22 protein-coding genes are annotated in these 19,489 nt (G+C 43.9%); 18 read left to right on the top strand and 4 right to left on the bottom strand.

The annotated features are described in order from the left end of the window. Positions 1-110 precede the first annotated feature (110 nt). Positions 111-1,652 (top strand): S41 family peptidase, encoded by a 1,542-nt coding sequence (locus U5L75_03270; protein MDZ7726575.1) that lies wholly within the window; start codon positions 111-113, stop codon positions 1,650-1,652. 273 nt (positions 1,653-1,925) lie between these two features. On the opposite strand, the gene U5L75_03265 is transcribed toward U5L75_03270, so the two are convergent. From U5L75_03265 to U5L75_03255, 3 genes are all read right to left on the bottom strand, one after another. Then, positions 1,926-2,687: a tyrosine-type recombinase/integrase gene (locus tag U5L75_03265; protein ID MDZ7726574.1), complete on the bottom strand. Its 762-nt coding sequence runs from the start codon at positions 2,685-2,687 to the stop codon at positions 1,926-1,928. Between the two features lie 20 nt (positions 2,688-2,707). Next, on the bottom strand, positions 2,708-2,866 hold the full coding sequence (locus U5L75_03260) for a site-specific integrase (protein ID MDZ7726573.1): 159 nt from the start codon (positions 2,864-2,866) through the stop codon (positions 2,708-2,710). A 66-nt stretch (positions 2,867-2,932) separates the two neighbouring features. Next, on the bottom strand, positions 2,933-3,346 hold the full coding sequence (locus tag U5L75_03255) for a hypothetical protein (protein ID MDZ7726572.1): 414 nt from the start codon (positions 3,344-3,346) through the stop codon (positions 2,933-2,935). Positions 3,347-3,526: 180 nt separating this feature from the next. Between U5L75_03255 and rpsO the strand changes: the two genes are divergently transcribed. The 6 genes from rpsO to U5L75_03225 all read left to right on the top strand — a co-directional run bounded on the left by rpsO (position 3,527) and on the right by U5L75_03225 (position 7,787). Continuing rightward, positions 3,527-3,790: a 30S ribosomal protein S15 gene (gene rpsO / locus U5L75_03250; GenBank protein ID MDZ7726571.1), complete on the top strand. Its 264-nt coding sequence runs from the start codon at positions 3,527-3,529 to the stop codon at positions 3,788-3,790. A gap of 147 nt (positions 3,791-3,937) precedes the next feature. Then, positions 3,938-4,501, top strand: a complete 564-nt coding sequence (locus tag U5L75_03245) for an NYN domain-containing protein (GenBank protein ID MDZ7726570.1) — start codon at positions 3,938-3,940, stop codon at positions 4,499-4,501. Positions 4,502-4,579: 78 nt separating this feature from the next. Next, on the top strand, positions 4,580-4,876 hold the full coding sequence (locus U5L75_03240) for a hypothetical protein (protein ID MDZ7726569.1): 297 nt from the start codon (positions 4,580-4,582) through the stop codon (positions 4,874-4,876). A 154-nt stretch (positions 4,877-5,030) separates the two neighbouring features. Next, positions 5,031-5,735, top strand: coding sequence for a hypothetical protein (locus U5L75_03235; protein MDZ7726568.1), 705 nt, complete (start codon positions 5,031-5,033; stop codon positions 5,733-5,735). Between the two features lie 40 nt (positions 5,736-5,775). Continuing rightward, a complete protein-coding gene (locus U5L75_03230) occupies positions 5,776-6,147 on the top strand; it encodes a TraR/DksA C4-type zinc finger protein (protein MDZ7726567.1) in 372 nt (123 codons plus the stop codon). Between the two features lie 56 nt (positions 6,148-6,203). Continuing rightward, complete coding sequence (locus U5L75_03225; protein ID MDZ7726566.1) at positions 6,204-7,787, top strand: YifB family Mg chelatase-like AAA ATPase; 1,584 nt, start codon at positions 6,204-6,206, stop codon at positions 7,785-7,787. 73 nt (positions 7,788-7,860) lie between these two features. On the opposite strand, the gene U5L75_03220 is transcribed toward U5L75_03225, so the two are convergent. Continuing rightward, positions 7,861-8,883: a peptidoglycan DD-metalloendopeptidase family protein gene (locus tag U5L75_03220; GenBank protein ID MDZ7726565.1), complete on the bottom strand. Its 1,023-nt coding sequence runs from the start codon at positions 8,881-8,883 to the stop codon at positions 7,861-7,863. Between the two features lie 289 nt (positions 8,884-9,172). Between U5L75_03220 and U5L75_03215 the strand changes: the two genes are divergently transcribed. The 11 genes from U5L75_03215 (at position 9,173) to U5L75_03165 (ending at position 19,453) form a co-directional block, all read left to right on the top strand. Next, entirely contained in the window at positions 9,173-11,119 is a 1,947-nt protein-coding gene (locus tag U5L75_03215) for a UvrD-helicase domain-containing protein (protein MDZ7726564.1), read from the top strand. A gap of 152 nt (positions 11,120-11,271) precedes the next feature. Continuing rightward, on the top strand, positions 11,272-12,021 hold the full coding sequence (locus U5L75_03210) for a methyltransferase domain-containing protein (GenBank protein ID MDZ7726563.1): 750 nt from the start codon (positions 11,272-11,274) through the stop codon (positions 12,019-12,021). A gap of 37 nt (positions 12,022-12,058) precedes the next feature. Beyond that, positions 12,059-12,883 carry a 16S rRNA (adenine(1518)-N(6)/adenine(1519)-N(6))-dimethyltransferase RsmA gene (gene rsmA, locus U5L75_03205; protein ID MDZ7726562.1) on the top strand — a complete coding sequence of 275 codons (825 nt, stop codon included), beginning with the start codon at positions 12,059-12,061 and terminating at the stop codon, positions 12,881-12,883. Then, on the top strand, positions 12,867-14,450 hold the full coding sequence (gene lnt / locus U5L75_03200) for an apolipoprotein N-acyltransferase (GenBank protein ID MDZ7726561.1): 1,584 nt from the start codon (positions 12,867-12,869) through the stop codon (positions 14,448-14,450). The genes rsmA and lnt overlap by 17 nt, the downstream gene beginning before the upstream one ends. A 133-nt stretch (positions 14,451-14,583) precedes the next feature. After that, positions 14,584-15,501: a hypothetical protein gene (locus U5L75_03195; protein ID MDZ7726560.1), complete on the top strand. Its 918-nt coding sequence runs from the start codon at positions 14,584-14,586 to the stop codon at positions 15,499-15,501. 11 nt (positions 15,502-15,512) lie between these two features. Next, positions 15,513-15,896, top strand: a complete 384-nt coding sequence (locus U5L75_03190) for a hypothetical protein (protein ID MDZ7726559.1) — start codon at positions 15,513-15,515, stop codon at positions 15,894-15,896. Continuing rightward, positions 15,893-16,372 (top strand): hypothetical protein, encoded by a 480-nt coding sequence (locus tag U5L75_03185; GenBank protein MDZ7726558.1) that lies wholly within the window; start codon positions 15,893-15,895, stop codon positions 16,370-16,372. The genes U5L75_03190 and U5L75_03185 overlap by 4 nt, the downstream gene beginning before the upstream one ends. A 99-nt stretch (positions 16,373-16,471) precedes the next feature. Beyond that, positions 16,472-16,696 carry a hypothetical protein gene (locus U5L75_03180; protein MDZ7726557.1) on the top strand — a complete coding sequence of 75 codons (225 nt, stop codon included), beginning with the start codon at positions 16,472-16,474 and terminating at the stop codon, positions 16,694-16,696. Between the two features lie 346 nt (positions 16,697-17,042). Continuing rightward, entirely contained in the window at positions 17,043-18,056 is a 1,014-nt protein-coding gene (locus tag U5L75_03175; protein ID MDZ7726556.1) for a hypothetical protein, read from the top strand. A gap of 5 nt (positions 18,057-18,061) precedes the next feature. Further along, positions 18,062-18,910, top strand: coding sequence for a hypothetical protein (locus U5L75_03170; GenBank protein ID MDZ7726555.1), 849 nt, complete (start codon positions 18,062-18,064; stop codon positions 18,908-18,910). Positions 18,911-18,937: 27 nt separating this feature from the next. Further along, on the top strand, positions 18,938-19,453 hold the full coding sequence (locus tag U5L75_03165) for a hypothetical protein (GenBank protein ID MDZ7726554.1): 516 nt from the start codon (positions 18,938-18,940) through the stop codon (positions 19,451-19,453). Positions 19,454-19,489: the final 36 nt, after the last annotated feature.

Raw genomic sequence — 19,489 nt, 5'->3', positions numbered from 1 at the left:
CTCTATCATACCAAAAAGCATTGACTGCGCGGAACTTTTTGTTTTAAATCAAATAAACCGCTCTTTGACACGACAGCTTGGCAGGCCACGAAAGGAGGTGTGGTCAGAAAATGCATCGACTTAGTGAAGTCCTGGCAGTGGTCGCGTTCATCTTCACCGCACTTATACTTGGCATATCCGCGAGAGCGCAACTGGAGGAGATGAATATGAAAGAGAAAGAGACCGAAACCTTTCAAGCAGTCGCCGAGATCATAACCGACAACGACGATGTATGCGGTCTAGAGCTGGAAGACCTCGTCTCCTTGATACAAACCACTGAACTCGCTGAGCGCAATTTCCTCTACGACATTCCGGGAAATTCAACTTCGGAGCACATGTGGTGGAACGCCCTGGTTGGCCTTAACTTATCGCTCAAACATTCATTCGGAGATCACGAGCTGAAAAGGACCGTAAGATTTTTGCGCGAAGAAGTAAGGCCTGTGAACCAAAAACTCGAGAGCTTGATCGCTTACGAAAAAGTAAACGAGAGTAGAAATGCTAAAGACTTTTTCTACTTTTTTTCCTACCTTTGCCGGGAAGATCTGCTAAACACGGCAGACAGACCGCTCAGAGAAGCAATATCACAGGCTCTTTGGTCACTTCACGACAGGTACACCTTCTACAGAACACCCGTTGAAGTTGCACGCTCTTCAGATAGAGCAATGGCTTCAGCAGAAGAATGGTCCGGTCCGGGTATAACCATATTCCGGGAAGAGAACGTCGGTCCATTTACCATAATCGACGTGAGAGAAAACAGCCCGGCCGAAGAAGCCGGACTGAGATACGGCGACAAGCTCTACGCCATTAACGGAAATCCGGTAGGTCCTAAAACTTTGGAAGAAGCCATCGAGTCCTTGCGAGGTGCGCACGGAACGACAGTACAAATGAGGGTACTGAGGAAGGACGGTGATGGCGCTGATGAGATAATAGAGCTTCAGCGCCTAAGCGATCTTCCGCGGTTGGTGTCATCAAGGCGTCTTACCAACGCGACGTTCTACATCAGCTTGAGATCTCTTTCCAAGGAAAGAGCCCACAGTGAACTGAGGGACGCTCTGGAGGAAATAAGAGATCAATGTCCTCTCCCCAACATAGTTTTGGACTTAACGGGGAATGGAGGAGGATTGATTGACACGGCAATTGACGTAGCAAGCGAGTTCATGCCACACGATTCGACGGTGCTTTACACCAAGGATCGCTATGGCGTCCTAGAAGAACATAGGACAAACATCGAAGAAAAAGAGCGTGTCAATGTCGGATTACTCACAGTACTGATCAACAACCAAACAGCTTCCGCCGCAGAAATACTCGCGGCCGCCCTACAGTCAGAAGGGGCTACCCTGGTAGGCCAAAGAACGTTCGGCAAAGGCGTAGGACAGCGATTGCTTCACTTGAAAAACAGGGGGACTTCCCACGTAACAAGTTTCGAGCTACTGACACCCTCTGGAGAAAACTTTCACGAAGTAGGCATTGCTCCGGATATTGAAACAGAAAGATTCCAGAGAGAGGAGATCACAAGGATCGCCGAGGGTGAGGGGGTGCCTTTCTCGAACCCCAAAATAGACGTTGATACCATCGGAGCCCTGCAGAGAGCCTGCCAAGCTGAAGGAACTTAAGACACAAAAGGCGCCTGTCTCTAAAGGGCGCCTTTTTCTTGTTTTTACTCTAATCAATATTGATAATTCGCACAATATAGTGTATCTTCAGGGTAGAATATCTTATGGGTGGCTCCTTTTCCTCCCGGACTGCTTTCGCTTTGCTCGCTATCTCCTCCTCTCCCATCCGCGCGACCTCCCAGTAAAGAGAAAGCATCAGCCGCCCCTTGTATACAGGCGCAAGAGTTTTGCACCCCCAACTCTTGCGCCCTTTTTGTTTGCTTATATTCACGACTAATTCTTTTTGTTGTGATACTTTTTATAGACCTCTTTTAAATGTGAGTTCGACACATGTGTATAAACTTGTGTTGTGGAGATATCAGCGTGGCCAAGCAGGGTCTGCACAGAACGTATATCAGCTCCATTTTGTAAAAGATCGGTCGCGAAAGAATGCCGTATAACATGAGGAGTAACTTTCTTTGAGATACCGGCCTTAATAGCATATTTTTCTACTATTCTTTCTACTGAACGCGGCGTCAGGTGTCTTTCAACGTCGCTCCCGTCTTTGTTGATGTCACGCTTGGAGTGTGAAATAAAAAGGGCTTCGTCTATATCTACTCGCTCTTTCAGATAGGCACGAACAGCGTCTTTCGCGTCTTCCGAGATAAAAACAATTCTCACCTTATCTCCTTTTCCTCTAATGGTCATCTCCTCTCGGCTTAAGTCTATCTCTCTAGAAAGGGAACAGAGCTCGGAGACACGCAATCCGGTAGAAAAGAGCATTTCTAAAATAGCTCGATCACGAAGCGCCGCCAATTTTTCGTTTTTATTTTCACTGTCAGTGTCCGGACCAGCTAAGATCCTATTCAGCTCCTCGCGAGTAATTAAGTCAAGGTTTCTGTCGGACACTTTGGCTAGTTCGATTTTTTCGGGGGAAAGAGTAGAGATATCTCTTTTTAATAAATACTTCAGAAAACTTCTGAGCGCGATCAAATAGTAATTTTGCGTTTTCTTCTTTAGAGTATCTCCGTCCGCGTTAGCTCGCTTGCGGTTCAAATGCAGACGAAAACGACGAATTAATTCTTCGTTAATTTCTGATCCGGTTGAGATATTTTGGCAAATTCAAAAAAACTATTTAGATAGCGGTCGTAATTCTCAACCGTTTTGAGAGAACGCCCCTTTTCAATTTCAATATGTTCGAGAAATTCTCGTTTATAAGTCTCTAAAGCATTCATAAGCCGTTTATACCTATAGTATAGCAAAGAAAAAGACCGCGCTTTCGTTTCAAATAACGCGGTCTACTAGCTAAAGGGTATTTTAGCGTGGGTTTCGTCGGAAACGGCTGACTCCACAAGAACTCCTTCGGTGTTTTGAATTAGCCACGACCTGAAAACTTCTTTATCTACGAGGATTTCTTCGAGGACCACTCTTTCATCTACCGGTGGCAATTTGTTCTTATATTCGTAAGCCTCATCAACTCTTCTTTTTTCACGATTCATTAATCCAGGGTAACGAGCCCTCCAGTAAAGCTCGATCAGTAGCGAAAAACTCAATTCCTTTCCCGAGAAGTCCAAGTTGGCTTCGCACAAAACAACTGCGGCTATGTCGCTTAACAGTCCTCGATAAGAAGACTCAAGCTGACCTCCTTCGGTGATGTTTGCCTTTACTCTTTTGAAGTCTTCCTCGCCCAAGAAATACCTTATGCATCCGTTCAACCTGATCACCTCCTTTCTATATTTAACGGTATATCAGTCCAAAGCTTTGTCAACTTGTAACTATTGTTGAATAACTTCCGAAGTTGTTCAAAGGCGCTATTTAACGGTGTACTCATCTAGTACAAATACTTGCAAAGATCGCTAGTATGTGCTACAGTGCCGAAGCTCATAAGAAAAATTATGCTTAGCACGAAAAAGAAACAGACAATAATTTCAAAAACACAAACGAAAGAAGGGGACACGGGATCTCCGGAGGTTCAGGTTGCGTTACTCACAGAGCGCATCAACTCTCTTTCGGCTCATCTTAAGAAACATTACAAAGATCAGCACTCACGAAGAGGGCTTCTGCAGATGGTCGCCGACCGCAGAAAGCACCTAAAATATCTGGATAAGAGATCTCCAAAGAGAGCCACAGAGATTCGCAAGAAGCTCAAACTAAAATAATTTTGACCTCTCTCCACAGAGGTTTTTTACATCTTTAGAGTATACTAAGAGCTAGGCAGAAGTTTTTAATTGAGCGAACGAATATTCTGATCTATATAATTTATATATTTATTCAGGATCCTTTTTATAAATTTAGTTCTATTTTTCATGACAATAATAAAACATAAGGAGCAGCGCGTTGCTGTTTTTATTGACGCGCAAAATCTATACCATAGTGCAAAACACCTTTATAAATCGAAGGTAAATTTCGGCGAAGTGCTTGACTCCGCCGTAGCGGGAAGGTCACTTATCAGGGCCATTGCTTACGTGATCACAACCGAAACCGGAGAAGAGAAGATCTTCTTTGAAGCCTTAGAAAAGCTTGGCATAGAGACAAAAACAAAGGACTTACAAATATTTTACGGGGGAGCGAAAAAGGCCGACTGGGACGTCGGAATTGCGGTTGACGCCATTAAGCTAGCTACAAAAGTAGACGCGGTCGTTATTTGCTCGGGAGACGGAGATTTTGTACCTCTGGTCACTTACATACAAAACAAAGAAGGTTCGCAGGTTGAAGTTATGACCTTCGGAAAATCAGCCTCCGCTCGACTTAAAGAAGCGGCGGACGATTTTGTAGACCTAGACGAAGAAAGTTCAAAGTACTTGATCAACGACCGACGCTCCAGACGTGGTAAGAAAAATTCTAAAAATTCCCGGTCTCCAAAAAAATAATTAAGCACTGTTGAAAGCCGAGAGCGAAAACGTGATAGAATCTAGACTATAAGAGCCCCCGTTATAGCATTCTTTACAATGGCCAAATACAAAGACAGCTTCCAAACAAGTTCAGAATCCCTAGAAAAAGGTGGTCGTGGGATCGTCAAAGCTGTTAGAAATGAAGATCCAAACAAAAAAGAGAGTCAGGCTCCACCGCCAAAATTTGATAGTCCAAAAAGTGTATCCAAAGTTTCGCCTATCAGAACACTGGCCGAAGACATGCAAACGGTCACTTCTGAACAAAACATTACTTTGGCCGGAGAAGCCCTAAAAAGACAAAGTAAAAAACCTCAAGAAACCCCCAAGGTCGCCAAGAATACAAAGCCACAGTGACGATCATAGCTCTTACTCTGGATCAACCTCAAGGCGTTTTCCACTACGCGCTTTTGTGATCGTGCTGGTCTTGGTTGTATTTCTCGGATCTTCTTATCTCTTCCTTTCTCGACAGGGTATATCTCTTGGATCTTTTTCTCTGCCTAATATTTCTATGCCTAACATATCACTCCCTTCGTTTTCGTTTTTCAAAGGAGATCCGGATACCTCTGAGGACGGAAGCAACGTCACATACGAAACACTGATCGATACAAGTTCAGAAAAAATATTTGTTACAAATAATTCCACCAGTCGCAGAGAATTTGGAGAAGCGATCTTGGGAAGCATAGATAAAGCAGGCTCGGGAGGTATACACGCCATTATTCCGGTAAAAGAAGTGCTGGCTTCCGAGGAGGAGACCAAGCAGGTTATGTTAACCCCAAGAGAAGTTTTTAGCTTACTTGATCTCTCCGTTGACAGCGCGCTCGCTCGTAACATCGAGGGCTATACAATTGGAGCTATTGATACACAAAGCTCGGGCGGAGAGGTATTTTTATTGGCTGATATAAGATCATACGATGAAAGTTTCGGCGCCTTGCTCGACTGGGAAGAGGATATGGCAAGCGATCTCTATAATATTTTTCACCAACACCGCGCCGCTATTTCGAGCAATAATTCTTTCGAAGATTCAACTGTCAGGGGGTACGACGCAAGAGAGTTAGTAATAGCCGAAGATAGCACTGAGGCAGATTCAGAAACGAACAACGAAGAAGTCGAGAGAGAAAGTATTTTGATATACTCTCTTCCGGAAGAAAACAAGCTCATACTAACCCGAACCTCTGAGGCTCTGCGCGACATTATCTTGCGCCTAGAAGAGTAAAAAGGGTAGCGAAGAAAATGTTTTGGGTTACAATATAGAAATGAGAAAAGACATAGACACAAACTATTTCAAAAAGAGACTAGAAGAAGAAAAGAAGCTTCTTTTAGAAGGCCTGGGCAGAGCCGGAGATCAACACGACAAACTAGATAAAGAAAACTGGGAGGGCGAGCTCAGAGACCTAAATATACAAGAAGCAGACCGAAACGAAGCAGCTGATGAACAAGAAGAATTTTACGAGACAAGCGTCATAACCGAAGAGTTGGAGTCTCAGCTCAGAGCAGTGAATGACGCTATTGAAAAGATCGAAAACGGCACCTACGGAATTTGTGAGGTTTCCGGAGAGCCCATCGAAAAAGATCGATTAGAGGCAAACCCGGCGGCCAGAACAAGTAAGGCTCATATGAACGACTAATTGATGGCGCCCAAGCGTCATTTTTTATTATTTAATAACAGATCAAATTTACAGTAATGGGCTTTGCTAAACTGACTAGTGCTCAAATAGACGGGCTAGAGCCAAAGCTCGTTTCTATAGAAATAGACATCGCGCGCGGGTTGAACTCGTTCACCTTGGTGGGACTTCCCGACAAAGCAGTAGAAGAATCACACGATAGGGTTTCCGCGGCTATTAAAAACTCGGGGTTTAAATCTCCCAAACAGAAAAACGAGAACGTGGTGATCTCGCTCGCTCCGGCAGAACTTAAAAAGACCGGACCGGTGTTCGATCTGGGTATTGCTATGGCATACCTTCTGGCTTCCGAAGAAATTAATTTTGCGCCCGAAAAAAAGATGTTTCTCGGCGAACTTTCACTCAACGGCGAGATCAAACCTATAAACGGCGTTCTTTCCATAGTCCAAAAGGCAAAAGAAGAGGGCTATTTGGAAATTTTCGTACCCAAAGAGAATGCCGAAGAAGCTGCTTTGGTTGAAAATGTAGATATATACTCACCCTCAACTTTAAACGAACTTATAACTCACTTAGACCCCGAAAGCGCGTTAGAAAGGGATACCAAGGGCAAATTATTTGCGCGCTCCTTATCGGCGCAACCCAAAACCAAACCCAAACAACTAAAAGACAGTGATAGAAATCGCGTCAGTCTCGATGACATTAAAGGCCAAGAGACGGCAAAGCGAGGGCTCGAGATAGCGGCAGCCGGCGGACATAACGTACTTTTGTTTGGCCCTCCCGGCACAGGTAAAACACTTTTGGCAAAAGCATTTTCCTCATTACTTAGCGACCTTTCTTTTGAAGAAGCCCTCGAGGTTACCGCTATACATTCAGCGGTAGGGAAGCTCGATCAGCCGCTTCTGACCAGACCGCCATTTAGGTCTCCGCACCATACCTCTTCTTATGTATCGATAGTTGGAGGAGGAGCGAACCCTCGCCCGGGAGAAATAACGCTGGCTCATCGCGGTGTCATCTTTTTGGACGAATTTCCTCAATTCGACAGGCGTGTTATTGAGTCTCTGAGAGAGCCCTTGGAAGAAAAAAGACTGACCGTTTCCAGATCACAAAGATCCTCAAGCTTTCCGGCAGATTTTATCCTTATAGCCGCTATGAACCCCTGTCCTTGCGGCAATCGGGGGAGCGAAAAAGATTGCCGTTGCACCCCAAGCGATCTCGCGCGCTACGAGCGCAAACTATCGGGCCCCATACTGGACAGAATAGACTTATGGATTGAGGTGGGCAAGATAGAAATATCTAAACTACGTGAAAGCACAACAAAGAAGGAGGGTGATCCTTTTGCCGAAGAGGAGATGACCAAGAAAAGGATCGCTCTAGCCAGCTCTTTACAGTCAGAAAGGTTTAAAAAGGAAGAGGTAAAGAGAAACGCACAATTGGGACCAAGATCTATAACCCAAAAGATAAACGCCGAAGATGAAGTGTATACTCTTATAGAAAATGTAGCTAATGAACTGGAACTTTCAGCGCGCGGATATCACAAGGTACTCAAAGTTGCCCGCACCATAGCCGACTTGAATGAAAGTGAGAGAGTAAAGGAAAAGCATTTGCTTGAAGCGCTGCAATATCGTCAAAAGCCAATATTTTTATAACCAGTTCTCAAAATAAATGCTTCAATCTATAGATTGAAGCATTTATTTTCGTTATTTTATTTAAAATAATACTCTAGAACGGGTTAGTCGCTCCCCGTACCTCAAAGTGAACATGGGGTCCGGTGGTCTTTCCTGTCATTCCAATATGACCTAAGACTTGACCCTGTACTACATATTGACCTCTGCTTACGAGAACACTTCCCAGGTGCGAATACAGGGTCTGAACTCCGTTGGCGTGCTCCACGATCACATAATTTCCATATCCACCGTTCCACCCTCTATCACTCTTTGTCGTGATCACGGTTCCTGGAGCGGAAGCCATAACGTTCGTACCTTTTGGAGCAGCTAAGTCTACCGCGTTGTAACCGTGTAACCCTTGGGTCTTTATGCCGCCTGAAATAGGTCTTATCAGCCATCCACCGCCGGATGAAGGTGCAGGAGACGGAGACGAGTTAGCCTCAGGAGAAGGAGTAGAGACGGTCTCTTGAACTTCTCCGTCGGGAATATCTACATAATCTCCGACAGACAAGGCGACGTCTTCTTCGATCTCGTTAAATTCTCGTATTTCGTCAATGTCTCCGTTGTACTTATCGGCTATTGATCTTAGAGTGTCTCCCTCTTTCACTTCGTGCCGAACACCGGACATTGGCAATATGACAAGAGATTGTCCGGGTTGAATGGTGCTACCTTCAAGATCGTTTGCCCAGATTATGGTGTTGGTGGAAACGTCGAACATTTGGGCGATCTCTCCCAGAGAGTCGCCTTTACTAACTTCGTAGACGCTGACATTGCCTGTATTAGTCGCGGAGGATTCACTCTCCTCAGAGCTTGTTCTTTGGCTCGACTTCAGAGCACTAACATCGATTATTTCAACACCACCACCACCTTGAGAGGTATTGTTATTCGCTCCGCGGTCCGCCCTTAGAAGAGAGATCGTTTGCGCATTACGAGAAAAACCGCCTTTTTGTTCCTCATTATTAGAAGAACTAACATTGGCGGCGCCTGCTTGCGCTCCGATAGATAGCGGAAGAGCAATTAGCAGTGCTGTAACTGCTATTATCGCTTTTGTGCCAACTTCGGCTTTCGCGTATTTCACCAAGCTACGTTGTTTTGAATAACTCGGATCCTGTGGACTGGGTAAAATAGTCGGTTTTGTTAAGAAAGTCGTTCTTTCAATTCGATCTCGGCGGGTGAATTAAATGATCCCCTAAACGCATTCACCGCACCCAGTTAACCTGTCGTTTCAGCGATACAAGAGAGTATAGAAAATGGAGAAAAGTTGTCAACGGGTCAGGTGTGCGCAACAATTTTTTATCTTTCTTGTCAACTTTCTCCCAAAAACAAATAAACGAATGAATTATCTCGGCTGTGCTATTATGGTTGCGATGGAATATCTAGAGAATCTAAACCCCGCCCAACGAGAGGCGGTCGAATACACAGACGGGCCGTTACTTATTCTGGCCGGTGCCGGTGCCGGAAAGACCAAAGTCATAACTACCAGAATTTTACATTTGACGAGACAGGGTATAGCCCCGGAAAAAATACTGGCCATAACCTTTACCAACAAAGCGGCGAGCGAAATGCGCGAACGCGTCGTAGATCTTATAGACAAAGACCCTTCTCTTACTATAGACAGTCGCTCCGCGCGACCTTTCGTTTCTACCTTTCATTCTCTGGGAGTTCATATATTAAAACAGCACGCGGGATATTTTGGACTCACTAGGCATTTCTCTATCTTCGATAGAAGTGATTCCAAGCGCATAATAAAGAGAGCTCTTGAAAAACTCGGAATAGATCCCAAGCAACACGATCCGGGCAAAATACTTTCTGTTATTTCCCGCAAAAAAGGGGAGGGGCTTACACCCGGCACATACGAAGAACAAGCCAAAGGAAATATTTTCAACGAACTTGTTCTTCAGGTGTGGAGAGAATATGAAAAGGCGCTGCAAGAAGAAAAGGCGTTAGACTTTGACGATCTGCTCCTAAAAACTCTGCTTCTTTTAAAGAAAGAACCCAAAATATTGGAACACTACCAAAACAAGTGGTCGTATATCCACATCGATGAATTCCAGGATACAAACGGAGTTCAATATGAGATATCACGGCTTTTGGCAGAGAAACACAAAAATATCTGCGTCGTGGGCGATATGGATCAAAATATTTATTCTTGGCGGGGAGCAAATATGAAACACATTTTTGACTTTGAAGAAGATTTTCCAAACGCGCACAGCGTTCTTCTCGAAGAAAATTACCGTTCTACAAAAACCATCATAACTGTGGCCAACGCCACTATTGCGAAAAATACGATCCGCAAAGAAAAGAATCTTTTTACGAACAATATGGAGGGAGAGAACATAACCCTCTATACTTCCTTTGATGAACAAGACGAGGCACGCTTCATAGCCGAGAAGGCAAGCGAATTGATCCGGGGCGGTACGCCTCCTGAAGAAATAGCCATTCTCTACAGGGCAAACTTTCAATCGCGAGCAGTAGAGCAAGCAATGATAGATATGGAAGTGCCACACCAAGTGCTGGGAACTAAATTCTTCGATCGCAAAGAAATCAAAGATACATTGACCTTTCTCAGGCTGGCTCTAAATCCCGACAACACCACCGATCTGTCTCGGATCATCAATGTGCCACCTCGAGGAATTGGCAAGACTACATTAATGAGGATTCTTGCTAATAAGGAAAGCGAGCTGACCCCGGCCATGCAGAAACGAGTCGCTGATTTTCGAACCCTGCTTAAAGAGATTAGAACCCACGCACTATCCGACACTCCATCAGAAACCCTTAAATTCATTATTCGCGAGACCGGCATGGAAAAAGCTTTTAAAGACGGGGGTGACGAAGGACGCGAAGATCTAGAGAACGTAAGAGAGCTCGTCACCCTTGCGCAGAGATATGACGAGCTACCGCCCGAGGAGGGAATAGAGAGCCTTTTAGAGAGTGCCTCATTAACAACGGATCAAGACTCTCTTGCTGAAGAGAAACAAGGGGTTAAGCTTCTAACCGTACATGCTTCCAAGGGACTTGAATTTGATGTGGTATTTATCACGGGACTGGAAGAAGGACTGTTTCCGCACCAAAGACTAGACGAAGAATCTTTAAGCAAAGAAGCTGAAGAGGAAGAGCGCCGGCTATTTTATGTTGCCTTAACCAGAGCTAGGAGAAAATTGTTTTTGACGCACGCTCTTGTACGCACTGTATTTGGTTCACGCAACGGCACGGTTCCCTCAGAGTTCATTACCGGAATAGACGAGGACTTTCTGGACGCCGAAGGATCCGGAGAGGGCGGAGAACCGATCAAAACAGTTTATCTGGACTTCTAACTTTTCAAAACTTCCGTAGACTATAAAGAGAGAGGTTGGTGCGACTCTCGGAGAGATAAGCACGCCACCCTTAAGACTCGAGACTCAACAATGAAGTTTTCGTGTGGAACTAATGAACGTATCAAGTGCATTGTTCGTGTTATTTTATTCCTATGAATAAAAACATTATTGAGCAATGGAAAAAAGATGAACAGGCTCACTTTGAAGGATGGGATTTCTCATACCTACAAGATCGAATGATCGAGGAAAAGCCAGATTGGGACTATCTTTCACAAGCAAGGCAATTGGTTTATAAGGCCGAATCCATATTAGATGTTGCAACTGGCGGCGGCGAGAAACTATCCAAACTAGCTCCATTTAATGAAAGAAAAATGGTAGCGACGGAAGGATACGGGCCGAACGTAAAAATAGCGAAAGACAACTTGGCCTCGTTTGGCGTTGATGTCGTTTTTATCGATGAGACAGAAGCCCTTCCTTTTGGAGACGAGAGTTTCGATCTCATATTAAACCGGCACGGCGGATTGAACGTCAGAGAAATAAACCGCGTACTTCAAAATGGAGGTATATTTTTCACCCAACAGGTAGCTGGCGATAATCTCAGCGACCTCCTTTTCTTTTTTGAAGAGAAGCCAACACACTCAGAGAACACACTTTCGCACGTTAAAAGGAAGTTATCCGAGGCGGGGATGAGTATAGAAGAAGCAAGAGAGTGGGAAGGAAAGACATCTTTTAAAGATGTGGGTGCGCTTGTTTACTATCTAAAGTTCGTTCCGTGGGTGGTAAAGGATTTTAGTGTGGCAACTCATTTGCCATATCTAAAAAAGATACAAGATAAACTCGAAGCTGAAGGCAGCCTTACGTTTACATCAAAACGTTTTTTAGTGAAAGCGAAGAAGAGTTAGTTTGCTTTTTAAAGTAATCACACTACAAAAAGTTAATATGATTAATTCACCTGATCAAAACAAAGACAGTAGCAAGCCCAAAAAACATCTTGGGCAAAATTTTCTCTCCGATAAAAAAATTCTTGAAAAGATCGTTAACGCCGGAGATATTAAAGGTGATGAAACGGTTGTAGAGATCGGCCCCGGTAGGGGATCGTTAACCAGAACTCTTCTTTCAACGGGAGTCAAAGTGATCGCGGTAGAAAAAGACGAGGGACTTGTCTCGTTTTTAAAAGAAACATTCGCTGAAGAAATAGAATCAAAACAACTAACTATTATAGAGGGAGATGTTCTTGAAGAAAGAGACGCTCTCGAGAAAAAACTAAAAGATAAAGAATATAAAGTTATCGCGAATATCCCTTATTACATCACCGGTAAAATTTTACGATTTATTTTTTCTTTGGATAACCTGCCAAGCTCGGTAGTGCTGTTGATACAAGATGAAGTAGCGAAGCGCATTGTCTCAGATACCGAAAGTATATTGTCGCTTTCAATTAAGGCATTTGGAACTCCCGTATATAGAGGTAAGGTTAAAGCCGGTTCTTTTTTCCCGGCGCCGAAAGTTGATTCGGCAATTCTCGCGATCGAGAATATTTCACGCGATTTTTTTACTACCATAAACGAAGCGGATTTTTTCAAAACCATTCGCCGGGCATTTTCACAGAAACGAAAAACGCTTTTAAACACCCTGTTCGCTCAAGACAAAGAACGCGGGAAAAATATCTTAAACCAAGTCGGACTCGAGGAAACCACTCGTCCGCAAGAAGTCCCTCTTGAAACTTGGCAGAAACTGCTACACTTGTTGTATGAAAAGAACGCATAAGCTATTACTCTCACTCCTCTCGGGTTCCCTGCTCTTCCTTTCCTTTAACATACCCTTGCTTTGGTTATTGGGGTTCATAGCGCTTGTTCCACTCCTTTTGGTACTGAAAAACTCGCAAAACAGTCGCGAAGCGTTTGCGTGGAGTTTCTTGGTTGGTTTCACACACTTTGGTGCTATATTCTCATTTTTCTTTGAAACGCTACCTCTGAATTGGATGGGGGTAGAAAACTACCCTCTATCGTTATTCCTGGTTTCACTAATCTGGTTCATAACTACCGCCATCTTTTCATCAGCCGTTGGGTTGTGGGGAATAGTAGCGAAGGTATTTATTCAAAACCTAAACTCTTTAACAACTCTCGGCTTGGCCGCTAGCTGGAGTTTTGCAGAGTGGCTGGGAGCTTTCATTTTTTCCGTACTGAGCTACGGCAATGGATCATATATCGGAGGACAATGGACCTTTGGTCATATTGGATATATTCTTGCCGAGTTTCCTCCTTTGCTTTCTCTTGCGTCAGTCGGGGGCATACATCTGTTGTCGTTTACGCTTGTCGTATTCAATCTTTTGATCTTCCTCTATATATTTCGATTTAGAACATTAACTGCTTTTTTCTTTGCACTTTTTTTGGTAATAAGCGGCTTGGTTTTGTTTGCCCAGGAGAAAGAATCCGAGGTTAGTCTTTCTATAGCGGCCGTTCAAAGTAACATAAAGACCGATACGGAAGTGGGTATAAGTGATCAAGTTGAAGCGTATATGTCACAGCGCCAAGTGATAGACATGTTTGAAAGAGACAGCAGGTCTCCGGAACTGATAATACTTCCAGAGGGGGCAGCGTACTTTAACAGATTTGTCCCGCCGGAGAAGAAACGTTTTTTTGCTAATTTTAAAGAAAGCGGAGCGCTACCAAAGGTTTTGGATTCATACGGCTTCAGACCTTCCAATCAAACTATTGTGCGCTTTAGAATAATCAGTGAAAACAAAGAAGAAGAGATCTACAAGAAAATACTGCTGACTCCTTTCGGCGAGTATACTCCCACAATTATGCTTCCCTTGATGAATATTTTTCTTGATGAAGAATCGGGAGAATCATACCGAGGTCACAACATAGCTGAGAGGGGAAGTGATGTATCAACTTTTTCAGTCAATGGCGCTGAGGTGGGTGCGCTTTTCTGCTCAGAAGTGTATTCGCCGGAGCTATATCGACAACTAGCCACCTCAGGATCGGGAGTTCTTGTGAACAGTTCTTCTCATAGCCTATTTGGATACTATCCACTTCTGGTAAATCAAACCACAAAACAATCAAAGGTGCGTGCCGTGGAAAACGGAAGATACTTTATCCAAGCCGGAAACGTGGCACCGACCTTTATAGTAAACAATAAAGGTGAAGTGCTCAGTAAGACAAATGAACAAGAAAGAGAATCAATTATGTATGCTGACGTTCCTGTATTTTCCTACCTAACGATATTCAGTCGACTCGGTACGTCGCCGTTCTTAATAGCTTTTCTTTCCATATCCTTATTGGCCTTTTTGAATACTTCTAGAAAAACAAAAGCTATCCACAATCGTTAATTGGCATACCAAATATTGGGTTATATACTAAAAGCACTAATTATGAATGAAGACAAAAACCTTAGTTTGCGTATCCTTGTCGTGCTTATAGCGATCCTTGCCGTGGGCGCGACGCTTTACTTTACAAGATTTAATGAAAACGAAATCCGAAGAAGAGCCCGTCGCCGTAACCGACGGAGGGGTGTCTGTAAGTACGACCGCGGAGCAATTTGAGACAGACAGAGACAGTGACGGCTTGCGCGACTGGGAAGAAGTGATGTGGCGCACTGACCCCGAAAACCCCGACACAGACGGAGATGGAACACCGGACGGTGAAGAAGTAGAGACAGGTCGCGATCCGCGAGTGCCCGGACCAAATGACGAGTTAAGCACGAACGACACTCCTACGTTTTTCCGCGAAAGCAATGAGGGTCTGACCACCACGGAAGCTTTTTATAGAGATTATTTCCAAGGACTTAATGAGTTGAGCGCGAGCGGTAACTTTAACGATTCTTCCATAGACGCACTTTTATCTGAGTTGACACAAAAATACGTACAAAACTCCATAGGAGACATAGAATCAATTCCAGAAAGATACGACGCCTCCGATATTTCTACCATGAAAACATCTAGCAAAGCCGATATAAGAACTTATGGAAACGTCCTAGGAGTGATCGCTGGGTCATATACCAATATTAGTATTGAGGAGGAACATAGTTCAGTACAAGAAGCAGTAGAGAACGAAAATACCTCTGCTTTAAATGAAATTATTTCCACATACGAAACCGCCACCGCTGAATTGCTCTCGATCGAGAACGTACCACAAGGAGCTGCTGAGTACCACTTGCAAATAATCAACGGTACTCACCACTTAGCAACCACCCTTAAATCAATTCGTGACGATTTCGACGCCGACCCACTTAAGAGTCTGATAGGCTTAGTGCGATATCAGAAAGGATATGTGTCCATAGCTGAAGGTAACTCCGGCTTAGTGAGTTATTTTAACAACAACAACGTCACTTTTTCAGCAAACGAACCGGGATACGTAATTACCAACACGGATTCGAGATAAAGTAGTAAAATATGAAATTCCCGAAACTAAACAGTCATACACGAAAAGGTTTTTTTGGAAAAGTTGCCGTACTATTCTTGGTAGTTTTGTGTGTATTTACAGTAACTTTTTCTTTTAAGCCAAACGAGGCGGCTGCCCAGTTTGTTGTGCTAGATGTAGTGCAGCAAGTAAAAGAGTATGTGCTTGACAACGCTGAACGTTTAGATGCGGTATGGGCAAATATTGCCAAACAAAGAAGAACTTATGATTTCATAAACAGTGCAGTAAAAGTAACCACGTGGAAGTGTAGAGAGATGAGAACAGGAAAGGTTAATAACGTTACTTTTAAAGACATGCAGAAGTACAAAGCGCTTTTGAGTATATTGAAAATCCCGAAGAAGCGTTTAGAAACTTGATCTCCAGAGAAGCGGCAATTTTCACTGAAACTTTTAAAACACAAGTAGGGAATGATCAGTTGCCGGAAGGGTTCAAGGAAACGTTAGCACGAGAGCTCGCGAGAGAAGCCCAATCCGCGCAGAAAGATTTTTGGGCTAATTTTGAAGAAGAATTTCAAACCAATATCACAGACGAGCAACGCCAAGCGTTTAACAATGACTTTACCGAAGGTGGCTGGGGAGCGTTCCTCGAGGTAACGCAAAACTGCGCGAGTAACTATGAATGCACCCGCATAACCTTGATCGAAGAATCTCTCGCGCAACGACAACGAGCATTTGAAAACAAAGAGAGAGAGATAGCCACAGGCGAGGGTGCACAGAATATAGGCAAATGCGCTAGATATGATCCGCAATACAGGAGAATGTTTGCAGCGCGAACGTGTAAGCCCTTCTGCTATTGCCAGCGATCTGACCTCTGGAGTTGTACATATATGTAGTGATATATTCAAAGACCAAGGAGACGAATTTCTTGAAACAATGATTGCTCCATGAGTAGAGAATGCTTTGTCAAGACATAATACGAGAACGGAATAAGTATGCCTACGCGTAGCGAAAACTCAAAGGATGTGAGGAGATTAGGAAAGGAAAAGGAGATAGAGGAAAAACAAAAAGAAGCCGAAGAGGATGCGAGGGAAGGCATACAAGAAAGTGAGAACAAGCAAGAAGAGCAGGAAGTTCGAAGATGCAAGAATCTGATAAGACTAGAAGTCAAGTGTCAGACGACCACATTGCAGAGGAGACGGAGCGATGTTCGCAAGTGACAGCACTCGTTTCGAGAAGCAATTGCAGACAGAACTGGACTTACCGGAGAGAAGATGTAGACACTGTATTTGAGAACTGTAGGTTGAACGAAGCCGTGAGCTGAAATTCGATTCGGTGACTAGAAGAAGGAGAAGCGAGAAGTTAACTATTTGAAGAAGAAGGTACGAAGGAGAAGTTAAGCGGAAGTCATAGGAGGCATCGATTAAGTAATAATACGGACACTCACAGCTCGTCAAAAGAATAAATATAACAATATACTTTTCAACAGGGGCTCGATAAAATCGGGCTTTTGTTTTGCTATAATGAAACGAAGGTTTCGCTTTAACGCGCGCGGGATTTGCCCCTATGATGAAACGACCAGCTTTTAAAAAGATATTCACTTACGGACTATTTCCATTTCTTGTGCTTTTTCTCGCATTCGGCCCAGTTGGCGCTGAGGTAGCGCATGGATGCAATCTCGTCAGAGACTTCAAAGACTGCTCCGGTACGATGGTTTCCACACTTTTGTCGGCCATTAATGGGATTCTATCTTTGCTTTTATACTTGATCGGAGCAGTGCTTGACAAAGCAATTGACTTTTCTATTACCACCAATCTCTATCAAAGTGATTCCGTTAACATAGCTTGGACTCTTCTCCGAGATATTATAAATATTTCGTTCATTTTTATACTTCTTTATGTCGCGATCGGTACGATACTCCGCATTGAGTCAATAAATTGGAAAAAACACCTCACTGCCATTATCATCGCGGCACTTTTGGTCAACTTTAGTCTCTTCCTGACAAAGGTTGTCGTAGACGCGGGGAATATACTGGCTTCAAGCTTTTACACTACTATTACAGAGTGCGGCGATGGTAATGAATGTAAAGACGTCGAGGGAAATTCACGCGATGAAGTGGGGATTAGTGAACGCTTTATGAATGCTTTGGGAATCCAAAAAATCAACGATTTTAGACTGGAGCAGGTAGAGAACGGCTGGCAAGGAGTGCGTATTAATTTGCTCAAAACAGTAATCATTTTGATGTCGATGTGGATCTTCCTTTCTGCTGCTATTCTTTTTGTGGCACGTACGTTTGCTCTTATCTTTATTTTTGTGCTTTCACCTATAGGTGTCGCCGGAGCCAATCTTCCCATCCTCAGCAAGTACGCCCAGCAATGGCGCGAAGAGCTTTTCAAATGGACAATACTTGGCGCGGTCTTTCTTTTCCTGGTGTTCGTTGTGCTAACTTTTGCCTACCAAGCCAGAGAGGAGAACGCGATAGATACCTCAGATGTCGAAGTTTCTGGAGAGGTACGAGAGTTTGTGCCCGTAGTTGGTGACACAAGCAATGGCGAAACCCCTGAGTCACTCTCTTCATAATCTATGTGTTTGTGATAGCTGGCCTGTTCATGACCTTGCACATCACCAAAAACCTCAGTGGTAAGTTTGGTAAAATGGCAGACAACGCCGGTAAAGCCGCCTTAGGTATGAGCCTCGGAGTCGCGACCGGAGGAATGGCTCTCGCCGGCAGAAGAACAATTGGAACTCAAGCCAGCAGACTAAAAGAGAACGCAAATCTTCAAGCCAGAGCCGAAGAGGGAGGAGCTCGGGGTATATCAGCTAGAATGGCTCTTGGAGCCGCTGATCGTTTTTCAAAGTCTAGCTTTGACCCAAGAACAACTTCCCTAGGCAAGATAGCTACAAAAAATCTCGAAAAGCAAGGATTGAAAAATGCAGGGGTCAGCCAAAACGCGGGCAAGGGAGGAGTACAAAAAGGAATAGAGGAGGCCGAGAAAGCGGCAGTAGAGACTTCGAAACAATATCAGGCGACCCCTAAAGAAATAGAAAGGGAGAAGCAGAGGATGTTAAGAGAGGCAAAACAGGCGGAAGAAGAGTCTAAAAATACGATATATGCAAGCCGAAGAGAAGAGAAGCTTAAGCGTGCTCAGCAGCTAAGAAAAGAAGCAAGCGAGTATGGCGGAAAAGACATAACCGCCAGAAGACAGGAGGCGTTTGCCCGTAGACTGGAAAAACAAAATTGGCTAAAGAGAAATATTAGGAATCGAATCACCTTGGTGGGTGCAGGCGTCACCGGAGAAGAAAGGATAGACAAGAAACGAGCGGCGGCAGTCAGAAAGAATCTTAAGAAATCAAAGCCGGAACAACTTCTAGAAGAGCTTTCTGGGCACCTGAAAGAAGATAAAGGAAGCGACAAAGAAGATGAAGAGGAATAAGGTTAAACATATATAATTCACTAAATTATGGACGATCCAAAACAAATATTAACGGAAAAATTTAAAAAGATGCCTGAGGATATCCAGGAGATAGCGATATCTGATGAATTTCAATCCTTTATCCAATCTATAGTTGAAAAGGAAGGCTTTTCTGATGAACAAAGCGGTGCACTACAGGCCGAAACAATTATGGTTTTGTTTGGAATGACCGACATTAAAGAATTCGCCTATAATCTTGAGAGCGAACTTGGAATTAATCTTGAGAAGGCAAACGACATCACAGCCAAAATAGACCAAAACGTTTTCTCGAAGGTAAGATCTTCGTTTAACGAAGTTCAGGGGCTGTCGTCTCCAAAATCACAGTCGAGCGGAGATAAAAAACTGGATCAAGAAGACGATTCCTCAGAAGAAAAAGTTGGAGGAAGTTCGCAAGAGAAAACCGAAGAAAGACCGACTGGAGATCCGGTAGCTGGGAGTATATTGGGAGAAAAACGAGGGCCGGGGTCAAAGCACGATCCTTACAGAGAGCCGATCGAAGAATAGTGCACATTAAGTGAGAGCTATATTTGTTATCATTAA

The sequence above is a fragment of the Candidatus Campbellbacteria bacterium genome, from assembly GCA_034521025.1.
Lineage (GTDB): Bacteria > Patescibacteriota > Minisyncoccia > Phycocordibacterales > JAXHMZ01 > JAXHMZ01.
This window is presented reverse-complemented; position numbering and strand designations above follow the sequence as displayed.